This is a genomic window from Leucobacter chromiireducens subsp. solipictus (genome assembly GCF_016758195.1).
In the GTDB taxonomy this organism is placed as follows: domain Bacteria; phylum Actinomycetota; class Actinomycetes; order Actinomycetales; family Microbacteriaceae; genus Leucobacter; species Leucobacter solipictus.
On record NZ_QYAC01000002.1, the window covers coordinates 279,465 to 297,440 of the forward strand.

Sequence of the window (17,976 nt, forward strand, 5' to 3'; positions counted from 1 at the left end):
GAATCGACGCTTCATGACTCAGACCCCTCCCCGCTCCAGCATTCTCGTTCTCGCCCTCCTCGGCGCCCTGACCGGCCTCCTCTCCGGAGTGTTCGGCATCGGCGGCGGCGTCGTGCTCGTCCCCATGCTGGTGATGTTCCTCGGCTTCCAGCAGCGGCTCGCCGCCGGAACCTCGGTCGCGGCCATCCTGCCGGCCGCGGTGGTCGGCGGCATCGGCTACGCCCTGCAGGGCAACGTCGACTGGATCGCCGCAATCGCCCTCGCGCTCGGGGTGATCGTGGGGGCGCAGATCGGCAGCTACCTGCTGTCGCGGGTGCCGACCGGGTTCCTGCGCTGGCTCTTCATGGTGTTCCTCGCCGCGGTGGTGGTGAGCCTGTGGTTTGTGGTCCCGCAGCGCGACGCCGAGATCGACAAGAACGCCCTGGTCCTGACCCTGCTCGTGGTGACCGGCCTCATCACGGGCATCCTGTCCGGGCTGCTCGGAGTCGGCGGCGGCGTCGTCGTGGTCCCCGTGCTGATGTTCTTCTTCGGGGCGAGCGATCTGATCGCGAAGGGGACCTCCCTCATCATGCTGATCCCCGGGTCGATTTCCGGCACGATCGGGAACGCGCGACGCCGCAACGTCGATCTCCGCGCCGCTGCCGTGCTCGGGATCGCGGCGAGCGTGCTGTCCCCGCTCGGCTCGGTGATCGCCACGCACATCCCACCCTTCTGGTCGAACGTGGCGTTCTCGCTACTGCTCGCGTTTGTGCTGGGTCAGATGCTGTTCAAGACGGTGCAGGGGCGGAAAAAGTCGTAGCCTGCGTGCGGCTCGACACACGTTCGAGCCGCACGGCACCGACCCGCCGAGTCTGGCGGGTCGGTGACACCAGCGGATAGCCTGGCACCACAGAAGGGCCCGTGCCATCGAGGTCGCGGCTCCGCGTCCGGGCTGGCGCGGCCGCGCGGCGCGGCGCGTTCCGACACCAGCCCGGACCCCTCAGGAGGGCCCGTGTCTCCCACGCACATCTTGGAACCAGAGCTGGCCGAGCTGCACGACACCTATCGGCACCTGCACCAGCACCCCGAACTCTCCATGCAGGAGCACGAGACGGCCGCCTTCATCGAGCGGCGCCTGGAAACGCTCGGCGTGGAACACTTCCGCTGCGGCGGTACCGGCGTGGTCGGGGTTCTGCGCAACGGCGCGGGCCCCGTCGTCGCGTTCCGCGCCGACACGGACGGGCTGCCCATTCAGGAGGACACGTCGGCCGAGTACCGGTCGACCGCCACCGGGGTGTTGCCGGACGGCACGGCAGTTCCGGTGATGCACGGTTGCGGCCACGACAGCCACGTGGCGGCGGCCCTCACCGCGATCCGGATCATGCAGCGCGAGGAAGCCGCCTGGCGGGGCACGATCGTGTGGATCTTCCAGCCGGGGGAGGAGACCGCCGCGGGGGCCGCCGCGATGGTGGCTGACGGTCTGTGGGACCGGGCCCCGGTGCCCGAGATCGTGTTCGGCCAGCACGTCGTCTCCGATGTGCCCACCGGAACGGTGGGGATCGCCTCGGGGAACGCGATGGCAATGGCGGACTCGCTCCGGGTGACGGTGCGCGGTCGGCAGTCGCACGGGTCCCAGCCGCAGGATTCCATCGACCCCATCGTGCTCGGGGCGCACATGGTCGTGCGGCTCCAGACGATCGTGTCCCGCGAACTCTCGCCGCAGGAGCCCGCCGTCGTGACCTGCGGCACGTTCCACGCCGGGCTGAAGGAGAACATCATCCCGGATCGGGCGGAGTTCACCCTCAATATTCGGACCCTGGGCGACGCCACGCGTGAGCGCGTGTTCTCGGCGATCACCCGGATCCTCGACGCCGAGGCGATGGCCGCGGGAGCGCCGGCCCCCGAAATCGAGGAGCTGTACCGGTTCCCGTTGCTCTTCAACGACCCCGATGCGACCGCACGGGTGGTCTCGGCCCTGCGCGGCGAGCTCGGAGAGACGCAGCTTGCGGAACTGCCCGCCGCGATGGGGTCCGAGGACTTCGGCTGGCTCGCGGCTGCGGCGGGCGTGCCGAATGTGTACTGGGTGTTCGGAGCGTACCCGGCGGAAACGGTGGGCCCGCCGGTGAACCACTCGCCGTTTTTCCTCCCGGACCTGGAACCGACGCTGAGCACCGGCGTCCGGGCCGCCGTGAGCGTGTTGCAGGGTGCGCTCGGCAGCTCCGCCTAGAACTCCGGCAACCCCGTCAGCGTCGCCGCCTGGGCATTGCTGCCGCGCGCCCGGACGTACTTCGGCGAACCCTGCACCACATCGACGGCCGCACGGCTCGCCCCGTTCCCCACGAATGCGGCACCCTTCTGGGACTCGAGCCACACGATCAGCGCGTGCTTGCCCATCTCGCCCGAGGCGCTCGAAGCGGTATCGCGCCACTGCACCTGACTGATCGTCTGCTCGCTCTTCGGGGTGCTCCCGTAACGGACATGGGTGATTTCGATACTCATCACAGATACTCTCGTCTCGGCTCCGTGCCCGGACCTGGGCGTCGTGACGAGTATCCCGGGAACCACCGACACCCACGGTGCGATCCGCGGAACGCACGCGTGTCGCGGGGGTTCCCGGCGCGCCGCACCGACGCGGCCTACGGGTCGGTGCGGGTGGGGGAGGCCAACCCGAGGCGTCGGTAGCGCTCGTGCCGCAGGAGGCGGCGGTGCTCCGGGCGTTGAACGCTGAGGGCGGCCAGTTCCTGCGCGATCGCGTCGCCGGTCCGGATGCAGAACGCACGGGGTTCCGCTGCGGCGTCGGGATCCTCCGCGATGAGGCGGTCCACGATGCCACGGTCACGCAGGTTCGCGGAGGCGACGCCCTGTTGCTCAGCGAGTTCGGGGGCGTGGCTGGTGTCTCGGTAGACGATCGCGGAGGCCCCCTCGGGGGGGGAAGCGGCGAGAGCCACGCGTGCTCGGCGGCAAGCGTGCGATCCGCGGGCAGCAGGGCGAGCGCGCCGCCGCCGGTGCCCTCGCCCAGGAGCAGGGACAGGGTCGGGCTGTGATGGGTGACGAGGTCGGCGAGGCAGTGCGCGATCTCGGAGGCGAGGCCACCCTCCTCGGCGGTCTGCGAGAGCGCGGCACCGGGGGTGTCGATGACGGTGACGAGGGGGAGCCGCAGTTCCTCGGCGAGGTGCATCGCGCGGCGTGCGGCGCGGAGCGCGCCGGGGCCGAGGGGTGCGTGGGAGCGTTGTGCGCGGCGGTCCTGGCCGACGACGACGCAGGGGATCCCGCCGAACCGGGCGAGGCAGAGCGCGAGCCCGGGATCTCGCTCGCCCTGGCCGGTGCCGGAGAGGGGAACGACGTCGGTGGCGGCGTAACGGAGGAGTTCGCGGAGGCCGGGCCTTGCCCGGTTGCGGGTGCGGGTAATGGAATCCCAGGGCGCGGTGGAGCCGGCCGGGCTCACGGTCGCGGTGCCCGGGGTGTCCGCGCGGGCGACAAGCTCCGCGTGGGTGGGGCGTTCCAGGAGTCGGAGCGTGCGGGCGATCACGTCGCGGAGTTCTTCCGGGGGGAGGACGCCGTCGATGATCCCGTGCTGGGCGAGGTTCTCTGCGGATTGCACGCCGGTGGGGAAGGGCTCGCCGGAGAGCGCCTCGTAGACGCGGGGGCCGAGGAACCCGACGAGTGCGCCGGGTTCGGCGACGGTGACCTGCCCCAGGGACCCGAACGATGCGAGCGCGCCGCCGGTGGACGGGTGGCGGAGGTAGGTGAGATAGGGCAGGCCTTCGGCGTGGTGGGCCGCGACGGCGGCGGCGATCTTCACCATCGCGACAAAGGCGACGGTGCCCTCCTGCATGCGGGTGCCACCGGAGGCGATCGCGGCGAGGACCGGGAGACGCTCGGCGGTTGCGCGTTCCATGGCGAGGACAAACCGTTCGGCGGCGGCGACACCGATGGATCCCGCGAGGAAGCGGAACTCGCTGGCGATGAGCACCACGCGGCGCCCGTCGAGGAGGGCCTCGCCCGTGATGAGAGATTCGTCGACGCCGGATCGGGCCGCGGCCGCGGCGAGTTCCCCGGCGTAGTCGGGGCCGAGCTCGGGCTCGGCAGGGGTGGTGTCCCAGCTGAGGTAGCTGCCGGGGTCCGCGGTGATCGCGATGAGTTCGTGGGCGGACAGGCGGGGGCGGCGTGCCGGCGCCTCCGCCGGGGTGGGGGTGGCCATGGGTTACTCCTCCAGCCAGGCCCGGATCTGGGCGTCGTGTTGGTTGAGCGTGGGGGGCGCGGTGTGGGTGGTGCGGGAGCGTTCGGTTTCGTGGGTGCCGTCGTTGTCGAAGAACCGGATGGCCGGGCCGGGCAGGGTGATCGTCCCGAGCGCGGGGTGTTCGACGTCCACCAGGAGGCCCTGGGAATGCACCTGGTCCCACGCGTACACCTCGGGGAGCGTGCGCACTTTCCCTGCCGGGATCCCCGCGGCGCGCAGCCGATCGAGGAGCGGTGCGGCGTCCTGGTCCGCGAACGCCTCGGTGACGAACGCGAGCGTGCGCGCGTGGTTCGCGACGCGCTCCGGGTTCGTGGCGAGCCCCGGGGTGTCGGGGTCGAGGCCGAATTCGGCGCAGAGCGTGGCCCAGAGTCGCTCGCTGCCGACGCTGATCTGCACGTTCCCGTCGCGGCAGGGAAACAGCCCGTACGGCGCGATCGAGGGGTGGTGGTTGCCCTGCGCGTGCGGGGTCTGGCCCGCGACGGTGGTGCGGGTTCCCTGGAACGCGTGGACGCCGACGATCGAGGACAGCAGCGAGGTGCGGACCACTCGGCCGGCCCCGGTGCGGGCGCGTTCCACGAGCGCGGCGAGCACGCCGACGACGCCGTGGATGCCCGCCAGGAGGTCGGCGATCGGGGTGCCCACACGTTGCGGGTCGGCAGGGCTCGCGCCGGTGAGCGACATCAGGCCGGCCTCGCCCTGCACGATCTGGTCGTAGCCGGCGCGGTCCTGCTCGGGGCCGTCGTGTCCGAACCCGGTGATGGAGAGCTGCACGAGGCCGGGGTTCAGCGCCGCGAGGGCGGTGGTGCTGAAGCCGAGCCGCTCCATCACCCCGGCACGGAAGTTTTCGATGACCACGTCGGCGCGTGCGATGAGGCGGCGGAGCGTGTCCTGGCCGTCCGCGCTCTTGAGATCGAGGGCGATGGATTCCTTGTTGCGGTTGCACGACAAGAAATAGGTGGAGTAGGAGCGGTCGTCGGTCCCCGCAACGAAGGGGGGACCCCAGGAGCGGGTGTCGTCGCCGCTGCCGGGAGACTCGATCTTGATGACGCGGGCACCGAGATCGCCGAGCATCTGCGCGGCGTGTGGTCCCGCGAGCGCGCGGCTGAGGTCGATCACGACCACACCATCCAGCGAACCTTGCATCGTGGGTGATCCTTTCGTGAGTGGAACGATGGGCCGGGGTCAGAGCCCCGGGCGGAGGTGGTGGTGCCGCAGGGTTCCCGGGCACCACCACGCTGTGACGATCAGCCCTTGAACATCGTCCAGAGCTTGTCGTACTGTTCCTTGACCTCCGCGGAACAGGGCTTCTGCTCGTGTGCGCGCTCCATCGTTGCCGCATCGGCGACGATCACGGCGGCGTCCCCCTCGCCCGGCTCGGCGAGGAACTTCTCGATGCCGGTGATCGGCGAGGTGTACTTGATGAAGTCCGCGTTCAGGGCGGCGTTCTCGGGCTCCAGGAGCCAGTTCATGAAAATCTTGGCGTTGTCCGGGTTCTTCGCGTTCGTGAGGATCGCGAGGTTATCGGCACCCATCATGAAGCCCTCTTCGGGGAAGACGTATTCGAGGGCGGGATTCTGGGCCTGCGCGCGGGCGAACGATCCGTTCCACATCGACGAGAGCACCGTCTCTCCGCCGGCGAGCCGGTCGATCGTGCCGTCGGAACTGATGATCTTGATGCTGGGCTTGAACTCCTCGAGCAGATCGAAGGCCTTCTGATAGGCCTCCCCGTCGCTCGTGCACGCCTCCGAACCGGTGGCCATCAGCGCGGCATCGATCACCATCGTCTGGCTGTCGTGCAGGTTGATCTTCCCCGCGGATCCCGCCGGCACGGAGAAGTAGTCCTTCCACGAGGTCACGGGAGCGGAGACCACGTCCGGGTTGACACCGATCCCCTGGTACACCACGGCGTAGGGGGTCGTGTACTTCCGGCCCTCGTCGAAGTAGGAGTTCACGAACGCATCCTCGATGTTGCCGCCGTTCGGGAACGACGTCGCATCGATTTCGAGGAGCTGACCGCTCGCAATCAGGTCCTCGGCTACGTAATCGGAGACGGACACCACGTCATAGGTGGCAGACCCGGTCTTGACCTTCGCCACCATCTCCTCCGCGGACGAGAAGGTGTCGACGTTGACGGTGATCCCGGTCTCCTCGGTGAACTTCGTGAGCGCGTCCGGGTTGATGTAGTTCGTGAAGTTGAAGAGATTGAGCTCCCCGGACCCCGACTCCGGGAACGACGCGGCGGTTGAGGAGCCACCGGCACTCTCCGCCGGGGCGGCGCTGCACGCGCTTGCGCCGACGAGGAGGGCGATGCCCGCGGCCGCGGTGAGCGTCACGCGCAACGGTGCGCGGGTGTGTGAAAACAACATGAGAAACCTTTCATGCGACAACAAGGGAGGAGATACTGCGGGTCAGAGTGATGCGGGAATGACGTGGCGTGTGCGGGACCGCGCCGGTGCCCGCGCACCTGCGCGATCAGCCCTTGAACATCGTCCAGAGCTTGTCGTACTGCTCTTTGACGTCGGCGGAGCAGGGCACCTGCACGATCGCGCGGGCCGCTTCTTCGGCCGTGGGAACGATGACCGACGCGCCATCGTCCGGGAGCTTGTCGAGCTCCGCCTCAAGGCCCTTCACCGGGACGTAGTACTTGATCCAGTTCGCGTTGAGCGCGGCGTTTTCCGGGTCGAGCAACCAGTTCATGAAGATCTTGGCGTTGTCCGGGTTGTTCGCGTTGGACAGGATCGCGAGGCTGTCGCCACCCGAAAGGTAGCCCTCCGCGGGGAGGACGTACTGAAGATCGGCGTTTTGGGCCTGAGCCCGTGAGAACGAACCGTTCCACATCGTGGAGAGCGTGGTCTCACCGCCGGCCAGGCGATCAATGGTGCCGTCGGAGCTGATGATCTTGATGTTCGGAGAGAACTGTTCCAGAAGCTCGTAAGCTTTTTGATACGCCTCGCCGTCCGTGGTGCACGGCTCCCCGCCGGTGGCGAGAAGCGCGCCGTCGATGATGAACGTCTGATCGTCGTGCAGGCCAATCTTGCCGCGGGCCTCCTGCGGTGCGGCGAAGTAGTCCGCCCAGCTCGTGATCGGCGTGGTCACGACCGACGTGTTCACCCCGATCCCGTTGTAGATCTCCGCGTACGGCGTCGTGAACTTGCGCCCTTCGTCGAAGTGGACGTCGATGAAGTCGTCCTCGATGTTCCCGCCGTTGGGCCAGCTGGGAACATCGATCTGCATGAGCTGCCCGCTGTCGATGAGGTCTTCGGCGACGTAGTCCGTGAGCGCCACGACGTCATAGGTCGCGGACCCGGTCTTCACCTTCGCGACCATCTCCTCGGCCGACGAGAAGGTGTCCACATTGACGGTGATCCCGGTGTCCGCCGTGAACTTGGCGAGCGCATCAGGGTTCACGAAGTTCGTGAAGTTGAAGAAGTTCACCTCGCCGGACCCGGACTCGGGGAATGGCGCGTCGTTCTGCGCGTCCGTGTTCGCGGCGGGGGCCGCGCTACACGCGCTGGCCCCGACCAGCAGCGCAATGCTGGCTGCGGCCAACGCCGTGCGACGCAGCGTCGCGCCGTACTTGGGAGGATTCATGGGTCAACCTTTCTTTCGGGTGATCACCTGCGACAGGATCATGACCAGGACGGAGACGGCCAAGATCATCGTCGAGAGTGCATTGATCTCCGGAGTGAGGCCCACTCGGAGAGACCCCCAGATGTAGAGCGGCAGGGTTGTGGAGCCGGGACCGGCGGTGAAGAAGGACATGATGAAGTTGTCCATCGACACGATGAAGCTGAGCATCCCGCCGGAGACGATCGCCGGGGTCAGCATGGGGAAGGTGATGCGGCGGAAGATCTGGCGCTCGTTCGCCCCGAGATCGGCCGCGGCCTCGAACTGGCTCCAGTCGGCTTCCGACAGCCTGGAGCGGATCGTCATCAGGGCGAAGGGAAGGCCCACGACCGCGTGACCGACGATCATCGCCGGGATGCCGAGCGGCACCTTCACGAAGGCGAAGAGACTGAGGATCGCGATCGCGAGCACGATCTCCGGCAGGATCAGCGGTGCGGAGAGCAGGCCGTTCACGAGCGCCGCCCCGCGCCGCTTCATGCCGACGAGCCCCACGGCCGCGAGGATCGCGAGCACCAGCACGAGCAGCGTGGACCACACGGCGATCAGGAGCGAGTTCATGAACGCCCGCCGGATCGGCTCGGACTCGAAGACCCGGGCGTACCAGTCGAGGCTGAACCCGTCCCACACCATCACGATGTTGTTGGCGTTGAACGAGTACCCGATCACCACCACGAGGGGGAGGTAGAGAAAAAGCAGGAGGGCGATTCCGATGCCAGCGAAGCCGGGGAACGCGTTGAGCGCCTTGAACGCGCGCTGTGTCATAGCAGGCTCGCTTTCTCGCCCTGGGCGGAGAGCCGCTTCGCGGCGAATGCGAAGCCCAGGAGCGCGATGAGGGTGAGGAGCAGGAGCGCGACGGAGATCGCCGCGCCGAAGGGCCAGTTCATGGAGTCCTTGAACTGCCGTTGGATCACGGTGCCGATGAGGTCGAGCTTCGCCCCGCCGAGCAACATGGGCTGGATGAACGCCCCGAGCGCCGGCACGAACACGAGCAGGCTGCCCGCGAGCATCCCGGAACGCAGGCTCGGGACCAGCACCCGCGTGATCACGCGCCACCGCGTGGCCCCGAGATCGTAGGCGGCCTCGGCGAGACGGAAGTCGAACTTCGCGGCGCTCGTGTAAATGGGCAGGATCATGAACGGGACAAACACGTACACGAGCCCGATGACCGTGGCGAACGGGCTGGGAAACAGCGGCAGCGGCGTCAGCCCGAGCGCCGAGATCCCGGTGTTGATGAGGCCCTGATCGTTGAGCAGGATCATCCACGCGTAGGTGCGAATCAGCGTGTTGGTCCAGAACGGAATGGTGACCGCGAGGACCAGCGCATTGCGTATGCGCGCGGGCCGCGTGGCGATCCACACCGCGGTGGGGACCGCCAAGAGCATGGCCAGCACGGTCGTCAGGGCGGCCATCCACACGGAGCGCCACAGAATCGTGAGGTACTGCGGATTGAAACTCCGATTCCCCGCGAAGTCCTCCTCGAACAGGAGCTTGCTCCAACTCTCGAAGGAGATGGGTCCGGCGACGCCCACGCCGCCCGGTGCCTTGCTCATGAACGAGTAGCCGACGACCAGGAGCACCGGGATCGCGACGAAGACGATCCCCAGGACGATCCCCGGCCAGGCGAGTGCGGTGGACCCACTCCCGGGCCGGCGCCACTGGGTCTTTCGGAACTGCTCGGCGGTCTTCAGATCCACCGGAACCGTGTGGTGCGTGGGCGCGGTCATGCCCGCACCTCCCGTGCGGTGCCCGGGAGCACGTCGAACGCAATGCGGTCGCCGATCCGGTTCGGGCCGGCGTAATTGGCGTCGACCCGCGCCCACACCTCCGCGCCCGCGCCCGCGCGGATCCCGAGCCGGAGGTCCGTGCCGATGTACTGCGATGCGACGATCTCGCCGGCGAGCGGGCCGTCAGCCGAGACGCGCAGGTGTTCCGGGCGGATCCCGAGCGTCACGGGAGTGCGGCCGCTGAGCGGCGCCGCGAGCGCGGCGTGCGGGATCACGGCACCCGCCGTGGTGCGGACTCCCGCCGGATCCGGCGCGGCCTCGAGGAAGTTCATCTCGCCGATGAACTCCGCGACGAAGCGGTTTGCGGGCTCGGCATACAGCTCGCGCGGCTCACCGAGCTGGGCGATCGCGCCGCGGTTGAACACGGCGATCCGGTCGCCCATGCTCATCGCCTCTTCCTGATCGTGGGTGACAAACACAAAGGTGATGCCGGACTCGATCTGGATCCGCTTGAGCTCGGTCTGCATCTCGCGCCGGAGCTTCAGATCGAGCGCCGAGAGCGGCTCGTCGAGCAGCAGCACATCGGGCTGTTTCGCGAGCGCGCGTGCAAGCGCCACGCGTTGTTGCTGGCCCCCCGAGAGCTGCGACGGCTTCCGGGAACCCTGCTCGCTGAGGCCGACGAGCGCGAGCATCTCGTCGACCCGCGCCACGACCTCGGGCGACTTCGCCTTCTTGCCCTCCATTTCCAGGCCGAACGCGATGTTCTCGCGGACGGTCAGGTGCGGGAACAGGGCATAGGCCTGAAACACGGTGTTGACCCGTCGACGGTAGGGCGGCAGCTGATCGATCCGCTCCTCGCCGAGCCAGATCTCGCCGTCCGTGGGCTGTTCGAGGCCCGCGATCGAGCGCAGCAGCGTGGTCTTGCCGCAGCCCGACGGGCCGAGCAGCACGAAAAACTCGCCGTGACGGATCTCCAGATTGACCCCGTTGAGGGCCACGAAGTTCGTGCCCTCGGGGGTCGTGAATTCCTTGGTGAGATGGTGGACGGACAGGGTCGCGCCAGCAGGGGTGTTCATCGCAGCGCCTCCGTTTCTTCGAGGGGTGAGCGGGTGGGGAAAAGCGGTGCCAGCACCCGAGGGGTTTCCCGCCAGGCGGGGCGCGCGCGTTCAAACTGTGCAGCGAGCGCGAGGAGCCGCGCCTCGTGCCGGGGTGGGGCGATGAACTGAATCCCCACGGGCAACCCCTCGGGGCTGAACCCGCACGGCACGCTGATCGCCGCGCACCCGGTGACGGAGATCCGCCAGCTGGCACGCATCCACTCCAAATAATCCGGCTGCGCCACGCCGTTGATCTCCTCCGGCCAGCGCTGATCCGCGGGGAACGGCAATACAGCGACCACCGGAGCGGCGAGGATGTCGACCCGCTCGAACAGCCCCGCCATGCGGGCGAACACGCGGGTGCGCTGATCTCGCGCGTCCAGGTAGTCGCTCAGCGTAAAGGCCAGGCCGGCCTCGGTATTGACGAGGAGCTCGGCCCCCAGCTGCTCGCGATGCGTCGCAACGAGATGCCCGTAGTTCTGGGCGTAGTTGATGCCGCGCATGACGCGGAACACCCGGTCGGCCGCCGCGAGCTCGGGCTCGACGTCCGTCACCTGGTGGCCCAAGCCCACGAGCGTGGGGAGTCCCGCCGCTTCGAGGACCTCGGTGACCGCGGGAAGGATGTCCAGGCCATCGAGGGTGCGGCTCCACCCGATCCGCAGGGGCTGTTCGAGCGGGGCGAGCTCGGCGGGCGTGGGGTCCGGGAGGCTGAGGGGGGAGCGCTCGGTCCCCGCCGAGAGCACCGCGAGGAGCAGCGCGGTGTCACCGACGGTCCGAGCCATGGGGCCGTTCGTGGCGAGGGTGTCCCAGGCGTCGCGCACCGGCCAATTGGGGACGCGTCCCGCCGAGGGGCGCAGCCCCACCACGTTGCAGAACGAGGCCGGGTTCCGGAGCGACCCGCCCATGTCGGACCCGTCAGCCACCGAGCTGAGGCCCGCGGCGAGGGCGGCCGCGGCACCGCCGCTGGATCCGCCAGCGCTCCGATCCGGCGCGTAGGGGTTGGTCGTCGTGCCGAATACCCGATTGAAGGTGTGGGATCCGGTGCCGAACTCGGGGGTGTTGGTCTTGCCGTAGATCACCGCCCCCGCGGCGCGGAGGCGCTCGACGACCAGGCTGTCGTGGCTCGGGACGTGATCGGCGTGGAGCGCCGACCCGAACGTGGTGCGCATCCCGGCCGTTTCCTCGAGATCCTTGACCGCGACGGGAAGCCCCTCGAGGAGCCCAACCGGCTGTCCGTGTGCCCGGCGTCGGTCCGACGCTGCGGCCGCGTGCTCGGCCGCGGCAAAGTCGGTGGTGACCACCGCGTTGATCTGCGGGTTCACCGCCTCGTATCGCGCGCGCGTCTCGCGCAGCAGCTCAACGGCCGAAAGCGTGCCCTGCCGCAGAGCGGCAAGCTGGTCGCGCGCGCTGGCGCGGCACAGGTCCATGTCCAAAACGGTCACCCATTCCTCTTCGAATGAGCAAAATCAGAAAACTTTTCTTTCCGACTTGCCTAATATGGAATACATGATCGTCAGCTTTGGCTACTTTGTCAACCTCACAAAATCAGAGCGGCCAGAAAGTGAACTCTGGCAGGGTAGGCTCCACTCACGAGGAAAGGATGGCGATGCACGAACCTCTGGACAGTGCTGATCGGGAAATCTGTGCGGCCTTGCTGCGGAACGGCCGCGCCTCCTGGCGCCAGATTGCGCAGGTGACGGGCATGCAGGAGCGCACCGTGGCCAGGCGCGGCGCGCGGCTCCTCGACCAGGGCCTCGTCCACGTCCGCGCGCTGCCTCAGGTGCTGTTCACGGACCGAGGGAACGGGCACTTCGTGCGCCTCGAATGCGCGCCCGCCGACCTGACGCGCGTCGCCCAGTGGTTCGCCCGGCGACCGGAGACGCTGTGGGTGGCGACCGTATCGGATCAGAGCGCGATCATCTCCGAGTGCTTCCTCTCGGAAGAGAACCGCGCCGCGTTCATCGAGCTGGAGCTCGCGCAACAGCCAATCACCGGGTATTCCTTCGCGTACATCGGCCGCTACCGGCGCACGGTCCGCGGCTGGCATCCCAACATCCTGACGGCGGGGCAACTCGACCAGCTCGGAGAGAATGAGGCACGGGCGCTCCTCGCGTCACGAAACCTGGGCACCGCGCCGATCACCGTCCCCGACGACACCGACCGGGAGATCGTGCGCCTCCTCAGCATCGACGGCCGCCTCAGCATCGACGCGATCGCCGCGGAGGTGGGGATCGCGAAGCCCACCGTGCGGCGCCGCGTGCTCCAGCTGCAGCAGTCCGACTATCTGAGCATCCGCGCCGTCATCGAACCGGCGCTGCTCGGCTTCCCGCTGGAAGCGAGCCTGACCGTCGAGGCACCGATCTCGCGGCTCGACGAGGTCGCGACCATCGTTGCGGAAGACTGGCGCACGCGCTGGGCCGCAGAAGCTCCGGGCAATCGCGCCGTGCACGCGATGCTCACCCTCGAGTCGCACGTCGAACTGCACGAGACGCTGCGGAAACTCGAACACAGGCTCGCCTCAGTCGCCACGCGGATCACGGCGAGCCCGGTGCTCAGCCACTACAAGCGCAGCGACGTCGTGCTGCCCGCCGCCGGGGGCGCGTCCCGGTAGCGCGTCCGGGTAACCTGTACCGGTAGAGCGTCCGGGTAACGTCTCAGCTAGCCGAGCAGCTCCGCCACCGAGCCGAGCACCTCGTCCGGCCGGAACGGGAACCGCTCGATCTCGGCGCGATCCGCGATCCCGGTCATGACGAGCACCGTGTGCAGCCCCGCCTCCATGCCCGCGACGATGTCGGTGTCCATACGGTCGCCGATCATGCCGGTGTTGTGCGAGTGCGCGCCGATCTTGTTGAGCGCCGAACGGAACATCATCGGGTTCGGCTTCCCCACAATGTAGGGCTCACGGCCGGTCGCCTTGGTGATGAGGGCATTGATCGCCCCCGTCGCGGGCAGCGGCCCCTCGGGGCTCGGCCCCGTGGCGTCCGGGTTCGTGGAAATGAAGCGTGCGCCCTGATTGATGAGCCGGATCGCCTTGGTGATCGCGTCGAAGGAGTAATTGCGGGTCTCACCGACCACGACGAAATCGGGGTTCGACTCGGTCATCACGTAGCCCGCGTCGTGCAACGCCGTCAGGATCCCGGCCTCACCGATCACAAACGCGGAACCACCCGGCTGCTGCTGCTTCAGGAACGCCGCGGTCGCGAGTGCGCTCGTCCAGATCCGGTCCTCGGGGACGTCGATCCCGGAACTCTTCAACCGGGCGCTGAGATCCCGGGCCGTGAAGATCGAGTTGTTCGTCAGCACGAGGTACGGCGTCTCGGTCTCGCGCCACGACTCCAGCAGCTCCGCGGCACCCGGGATCGCCCGATTCTCGTGGACGAGTACCCCGTCCATGTCGGTCAACCAGCACTCAATATCGTTGCGACGGGCGTGGATCACACTCTCGGTCATACTCACAGCGTACTCCGCACGCGTGAACAGCGGGTGGCGTCCGGTGGCGTGGGAGGATGGGAGCATGCACGAACGCGCCGGAACTCCCGCTCTGCCTGACGACCTGATCGACGTTGCGGGGCTCCTGCGCGCTTACGCGGAAACGACGCCGGATCTCGCCGATCCCGCACAGCGCGTGGTCTTCGGCACCTCGGGGCACCGAGGCTCCGCGCTCACCGGGGCCTTCACGGAATCGCACATCGCCGCGATCAGCGCCGCAATTGCGGAGTACCGCGCGGCCCAGGGAATCCGGGGCCCGCTCTTCATCGGGGCCGACACGCACCCGCTGTCGGCGCCGGCCGAGCGCACCGCCGTGGAGGTGCTGCTCGCCGCCGATGTCGACGTCCAGCGAGCCGCCGGGGCGGGCGACGCCTGGTTCGTGCCCACCCCCGCTCTCAGCCACGCGATCCTGCGCCACAACCGCGGCCTCTCGGCGTCGGATCCCGCCCGCGCGGACGGGATCGTCGTCACGCCGAGCCACAACCCGCCCGCGGACGGCGGTTTCAAATACAACCCGCCCCACGGCGGGCCGGCCGACACCGACGCGACGAACTGGATCGCAGCGCGGGCGAACGAGCTTCTCGCCCTCGGCACCGGCACGATTCCGCGGGCCACGGGCGCGGCGGTCGCCGCCGCGGCCAGCTACGACTTCCTGGGCGCCTACGTGGACGACCTCGGCGCCGTCATCGACGTTGCCGGGATCCGGGATGCCGGCATCCGCTTCGCCGCGCACCCGCTCGGCGGCGCGAGCGTGGCGTACTGGGCCGCGATCCGCGACCGGCTCGGCCTCGACGTGACGGTGCTGGGCGACGGCGTCGACCCGCAGTGGGGGTTCATGCACCTCGACTGGGACGGCAAGATCCGGATGGACCCCTCCTCGGCGCACGTCATGAGCACCGTCGACGCATTCCGGGGCGAGTTCGACCTGATCACGGGCAATGACGCGGACGCCGACCGGCACGGCATCGTGACCGCCGACGGGCTGATGAACCCGAACCACTACCTCGCCGTTGCGATCGACTACCTCCTGACGCACCGCCCGGACTGGCCGGTCACCGCGGGGATCGGGAAGACGCTGGTGTCCTCCGGCCTCATCGACCGCGTCGTCGCCGCGCACGGCCGGCAGCTCCTCGAGGTCCCCGTGGGCTTCAAGTGGTTCGTGCCCGGGCTCTCGGACGGCACCGTGGTGTTCGGGGGTGAGGAGAGCGCCGGGGCCTCGTTCCAGCGCTTCGACGGCAGCGCCTGGAGCACCGACAAGGACGGCATCCTGCTCGCGCTGCTCGCCGCCGAGATCCAGGCCGTGACCGGGCAGTCGCCCGCGCAGCGCTACCGGGAGCTCGTTGCGCGCTTCGGCGAGCCGAGCTACGCCCGCATCGACGCGCCCGCCGCCCCCGCGCAGAAGGCCCGGCTGGGGGTCCTCGCCCCGGAGGACGTGACGGACACCGAGCTCGCCGGGGACCCCATCACCGCGATCCTGACCCGGGCGCCCGGCAACGACGCTGCGATCGGCGGGCTGAAGGTGCAGACCGACCACGCCTGGTTCGCGGCGCGCCCCTCGGGCACGGAGGACGTCATGAAGATCTACGCCGAGTCCTTCCGGGGCCCTGAGCACCTGGCCCGTGTCCAGGAGGCCGCGCAGGCCCTCGTGGCCCGCGTGCTCGGCTAGGTCCGGGCCGGGGGGCCGGGGCCGGGGCCTGGGCCTGCGGCTTGCGGCTTGCCGCCTGAGGCCTGAGGCCTGAGGCCCGCGTGCGCTACGCGACTCGCAGTGCGCGGCTCGCAGCTCGCGTACTCGGCGAGGTCGCCGGCGGGCTCGGCTCGCGCTGTTGCCCGACCCGAGGCCTGCCGGTCGAGGCTCGCCGCGAGACCCCCCACGGGGAGGCACTCCGGGAGGCTCTCGGGAGGCTCCCGCCGAGTCACGAACGCCACGGAGATTCACGGATATTTCCCGTTTCCGGGCGAAAATTTCCTGCGCGTTCGTGAATCTCCTGCCGGATGTGCGGCGCCCGGCTCGCCGGTGGTGCGGGGCGGCAGCGAGTCTGGGTGCGTTGGCCCCGGGGGGTGCGCGCTTCGCAGTCCGTGGTTCGCGTACTCGGAGAGGTCGCCCGCGGGCTCGGCTCGCGCTGTTGCCCGCCCCGAGGCCTGCCGCTCGATGCTCGCCGCGAGACCCCCGGGGAGGACCTCCGGTCCACTCTCGGGAGGCTCCCGCCGAGTCACGAATCCCACGGAGATTCACGGATATTTCCCGTTTCCGGGCGAAAATCTCCTGTGCGTTCGTGAATCTCCGTTCTGTTGTGTGCTGGGTTCACCGGTGGTGCGGGGCGGCTGCGAGTTTGCGTGCGTTGGCCCCGGGGGTGCGCGCTTCGCGCGTTCCGCCGAGTCACGAGCGCCACGGAGATTCACGGAAATTTCCCGTTTCCGGGCGAAAATCTCCTGTGCGTTCGTGAATCTCCGTTCTGTTGTGTGCTGGGTTCGCCGGTGGTGCGGGGCGGCTGCGAGTTTGCGTGCGCTGGCCGCGGGCGTGCGCGCTTCGCGCGTTCCGCCGAGTCACGAATCCCACGGAGATTCACGGGGATTTCCCGTTTTCGGGCGAGAATCTCCTGCGGGTTTGTGAATCTCCTGCCGGATGTGCGGCGCTCGGCTCGTTCCGAGCATGGCGCAGAACCACACCGGGGGATGGCACGGCACCAAGCCCGGGCTGACCCGAGCGGCGCAGCACCAGACCCGGGCATCGTGCGGCACCAGACCCGGGCTGACCAAAGCGGTCAAGCCCAACCCCGGTCAAGCCCAACCCCGAACGGCCCAACCCAGCCCAACCCCGGCCATGCCCAACCCCAAGCGGCCCAACCCAGGCTAACCCCGGCCACGCCTGACCCGGACGGCCCGGCAAGCGGGCTCGCCTAGCGGGGCGGTTCGAGTGTGAGGAGCGACGCCTCCGGGCGGCAGGCGAAGCGCACGGGCGCGTAGATCGAGTTGCCGAGGCCCGCGCTCACGTTGAGGAACGCGGAACGGTGCGCGTCGTACCAGACGCTGAGCCCGCGAGCCTGCACGGTCGGCAGATCGCAGTTCGAGGTGAGCGCGCCCACGCCGGGAACGCGCACCTGACCGCCGTGCGTGTGCCCCGCCAGGATCACGTCGCTGCCCTCGCTCAGCAGCGCCCCGAGCGGCTCCTGATACGGCGCGTGCACCACGCCGAGACGGAGCCCGGGGGTCGCCCCGTCGAGTATCGCCCGGGCGGCGCGCATCGCGTCGGCGTCGTCGTAGCGAATGTGCGGATCGTTGAGGCCCAGCAGTTCCACACTGGTGCCGCGCAGTTCGAGTCGGGTCGCCGTGTTGTTGAGGCTGATCGCCCCGAGCGACTCGAGGCCCGCGGTGAGCGCGGCATTGTCGATGTCCGGGGTGCGGGTGCTGAGGCGGCTCGGCTCGAGGAGGTACTTCACCGGGTTCTTGAACTTCGGCCCGTAGTAGTCGTTCGAGCCGTGCACGAACACGGTGGGGCTCTGCTCGAGCAGCGGTCGCAGCGCGTGCAGCAGTGCGTGCCGGGCCTGGAGGTGGCCCATCAGATCACCCGTGAGCACCACGAGGTCGGGACGCAGCTCTGCGAGCGAACGCACCCAGTCGATCTTGTTCGCCTGCCACGGCGCCAAGTGCAGATCAGAGAGCTGCAGGACCCGGAGCGGCGCGGCACCCTCGGGCAGCACCGGCAGGGTATGCCGGCGCACCGTAAACAGGCGGCGTTCGATCAGGGTTGACCAGACCGCGACCCCCGCCGCGGCCGCTCCGAGAGCGACCGCGGCGGGATGTGCTCCGCGCTGTGCCACGG

The 17,976-nt window shown here is 69.0% G+C and carries 14 protein-coding genes and 1 pseudogene; 4 read left to right on the forward strand and 11 right to left on the reverse strand.

Going from position 1 to position 17,976, the window contains the following annotated elements; genetic code table 11:
* Nucleotides 1–13 precede the first annotated feature (13 nt).
* The gene (locus D3230_RS04740) at nt 14–799 is read left to right on the forward strand and encodes a sulfite exporter TauE/SafE family protein (protein WP_202343869.1); all 786 of its coding nucleotides are present in this window, start codon (nt 14–16) and stop codon (nt 797–799) included.
* Between the two features lie 192 nt (nt 800–991).
* Nucleotides 992–2,206 (forward strand): amidohydrolase, encoded by a 1,215-nt coding sequence (locus D3230_RS04745; protein ID WP_337249092.1) that lies wholly within the window; start codon nt 992–994, stop codon nt 2,204–2,206.
* On the opposite strand, the gene D3230_RS04750 is transcribed toward D3230_RS04745, so the two are convergent.
* From D3230_RS04750 to D3230_RS04790, 9 genes and pseudogenes are all read right to left on the reverse strand, one after another.
* Nucleotides 2,203–2,478 (reverse strand): hypothetical protein, encoded by a 276-nt coding sequence (locus tag D3230_RS04750; protein WP_202343870.1) that lies wholly within the window; start codon nt 2,476–2,478, stop codon nt 2,203–2,205. The genes D3230_RS04745 and D3230_RS04750 overlap by 4 nt on opposite strands.
* Before the next feature lie 137 nt (nt 2,479–2,615).
* A pseudogene (locus D3230_RS04755) lies at nt 2,616–4,180 on the reverse strand (carboxyl transferase domain-containing protein).
* A gap of 3 nt (nt 4,181–4,183) precedes the next feature.
* Nucleotides 4,184–5,362: a CaiB/BaiF CoA transferase family protein gene (locus tag D3230_RS04760; protein ID WP_202343871.1), complete on the reverse strand. Its 1,179-nt coding sequence runs from the start codon at nt 5,360–5,362 to the stop codon at nt 4,184–4,186.
* Nucleotides 5,363–5,463: 101 nt separating this feature from the next.
* Nucleotides 5,464–6,585 carry an ABC transporter substrate-binding protein gene (locus D3230_RS04765; protein ID WP_202343872.1) on the reverse strand — a complete coding sequence of 374 codons (1,122 nt, stop codon included), beginning with the start codon at nt 6,583–6,585 and terminating at the stop codon, nt 5,464–5,466.
* Nucleotides 6,586–6,691: 106 nt separating this feature from the next.
* Nucleotides 6,692–7,810, reverse strand: a complete 1,119-nt coding sequence (locus D3230_RS04770) for an ABC transporter substrate-binding protein (RefSeq protein ID WP_202343873.1) — start codon at nt 7,808–7,810, stop codon at nt 6,692–6,694.
* Between the two features lie 3 nt (nt 7,811–7,813).
* On the reverse strand, nt 7,814–8,608 hold the full coding sequence (locus tag D3230_RS04775; RefSeq protein ID WP_202343874.1) for an ABC transporter permease: 795 nt from the start codon (nt 8,606–8,608) through the stop codon (nt 7,814–7,816).
* Nucleotides 8,605–9,570 carry an ABC transporter permease gene (locus tag D3230_RS04780; protein WP_202343875.1) on the reverse strand — a complete coding sequence of 322 codons (966 nt, stop codon included), beginning with the start codon at nt 9,568–9,570 and terminating at the stop codon, nt 8,605–8,607. Before D3230_RS04780 ends, D3230_RS04775 begins: the two co-directional genes overlap by 4 nt.
* Complete coding sequence (locus D3230_RS04785; protein WP_202343876.1) at nt 9,567–10,646, reverse strand: ABC transporter ATP-binding protein; 1,080 nt, start codon at nt 10,644–10,646, stop codon at nt 9,567–9,569. The genes D3230_RS04780 and D3230_RS04785 overlap by 4 nt, the downstream gene beginning before the upstream one ends.
* A complete protein-coding gene (locus D3230_RS04790) occupies nt 10,643–12,109 on the reverse strand; it encodes an amidase family protein (RefSeq protein WP_202343877.1) in 1,467 nt (488 codons plus the stop codon). The genes D3230_RS04785 and D3230_RS04790 overlap by 4 nt, the downstream gene beginning before the upstream one ends.
* A 164-nt stretch (nt 12,110–12,273) precedes the next feature.
* Here D3230_RS04790 and D3230_RS04795 point away from each other — a divergent pair, with 164 nt between their 5' ends.
* Nucleotides 12,274–13,278, forward strand: coding sequence for an Lrp/AsnC family transcriptional regulator (locus tag D3230_RS04795; RefSeq protein WP_202343878.1), 1,005 nt, complete (start codon nt 12,274–12,276; stop codon nt 13,276–13,278).
* Nucleotides 13,279–13,325: 47 nt separating this feature from the next.
* Here D3230_RS04795 and D3230_RS04800 read toward each other — a convergent pair whose 3' ends face one another.
* Nucleotides 13,326–14,117, reverse strand: a complete 792-nt coding sequence (locus D3230_RS04800) for an HAD-IIA family hydrolase (RefSeq protein WP_202343879.1) — start codon at nt 14,115–14,117, stop codon at nt 13,326–13,328.
* 64 nt (nt 14,118–14,181) lie between these two features.
* On the opposite strand from D3230_RS04800, the gene pgm reads away from it, so the two are divergent.
* The gene (pgm, locus tag D3230_RS04805; protein WP_202343880.1) at nt 14,182–15,822 is read left to right on the forward strand and encodes a phosphoglucomutase (alpha-D-glucose-1,6-bisphosphate-dependent); all 1,641 of its coding nucleotides are present in this window, start codon (nt 14,182–14,184) and stop codon (nt 15,820–15,822) included.
* A 1,231-nt stretch (nt 15,823–17,053) separates the two neighbouring features.
* Here pgm and D3230_RS04810 read toward each other — a convergent pair.
* Nucleotides 17,054–17,974 carry a metallophosphoesterase gene (locus D3230_RS04810; protein ID WP_337249093.1) on the reverse strand — a complete coding sequence of 307 codons (921 nt, stop codon included), beginning with the start codon at nt 17,972–17,974 and terminating at the stop codon, nt 17,054–17,056.
* Nucleotides 17,975–17,976: the final 2 nt, after the last annotated feature.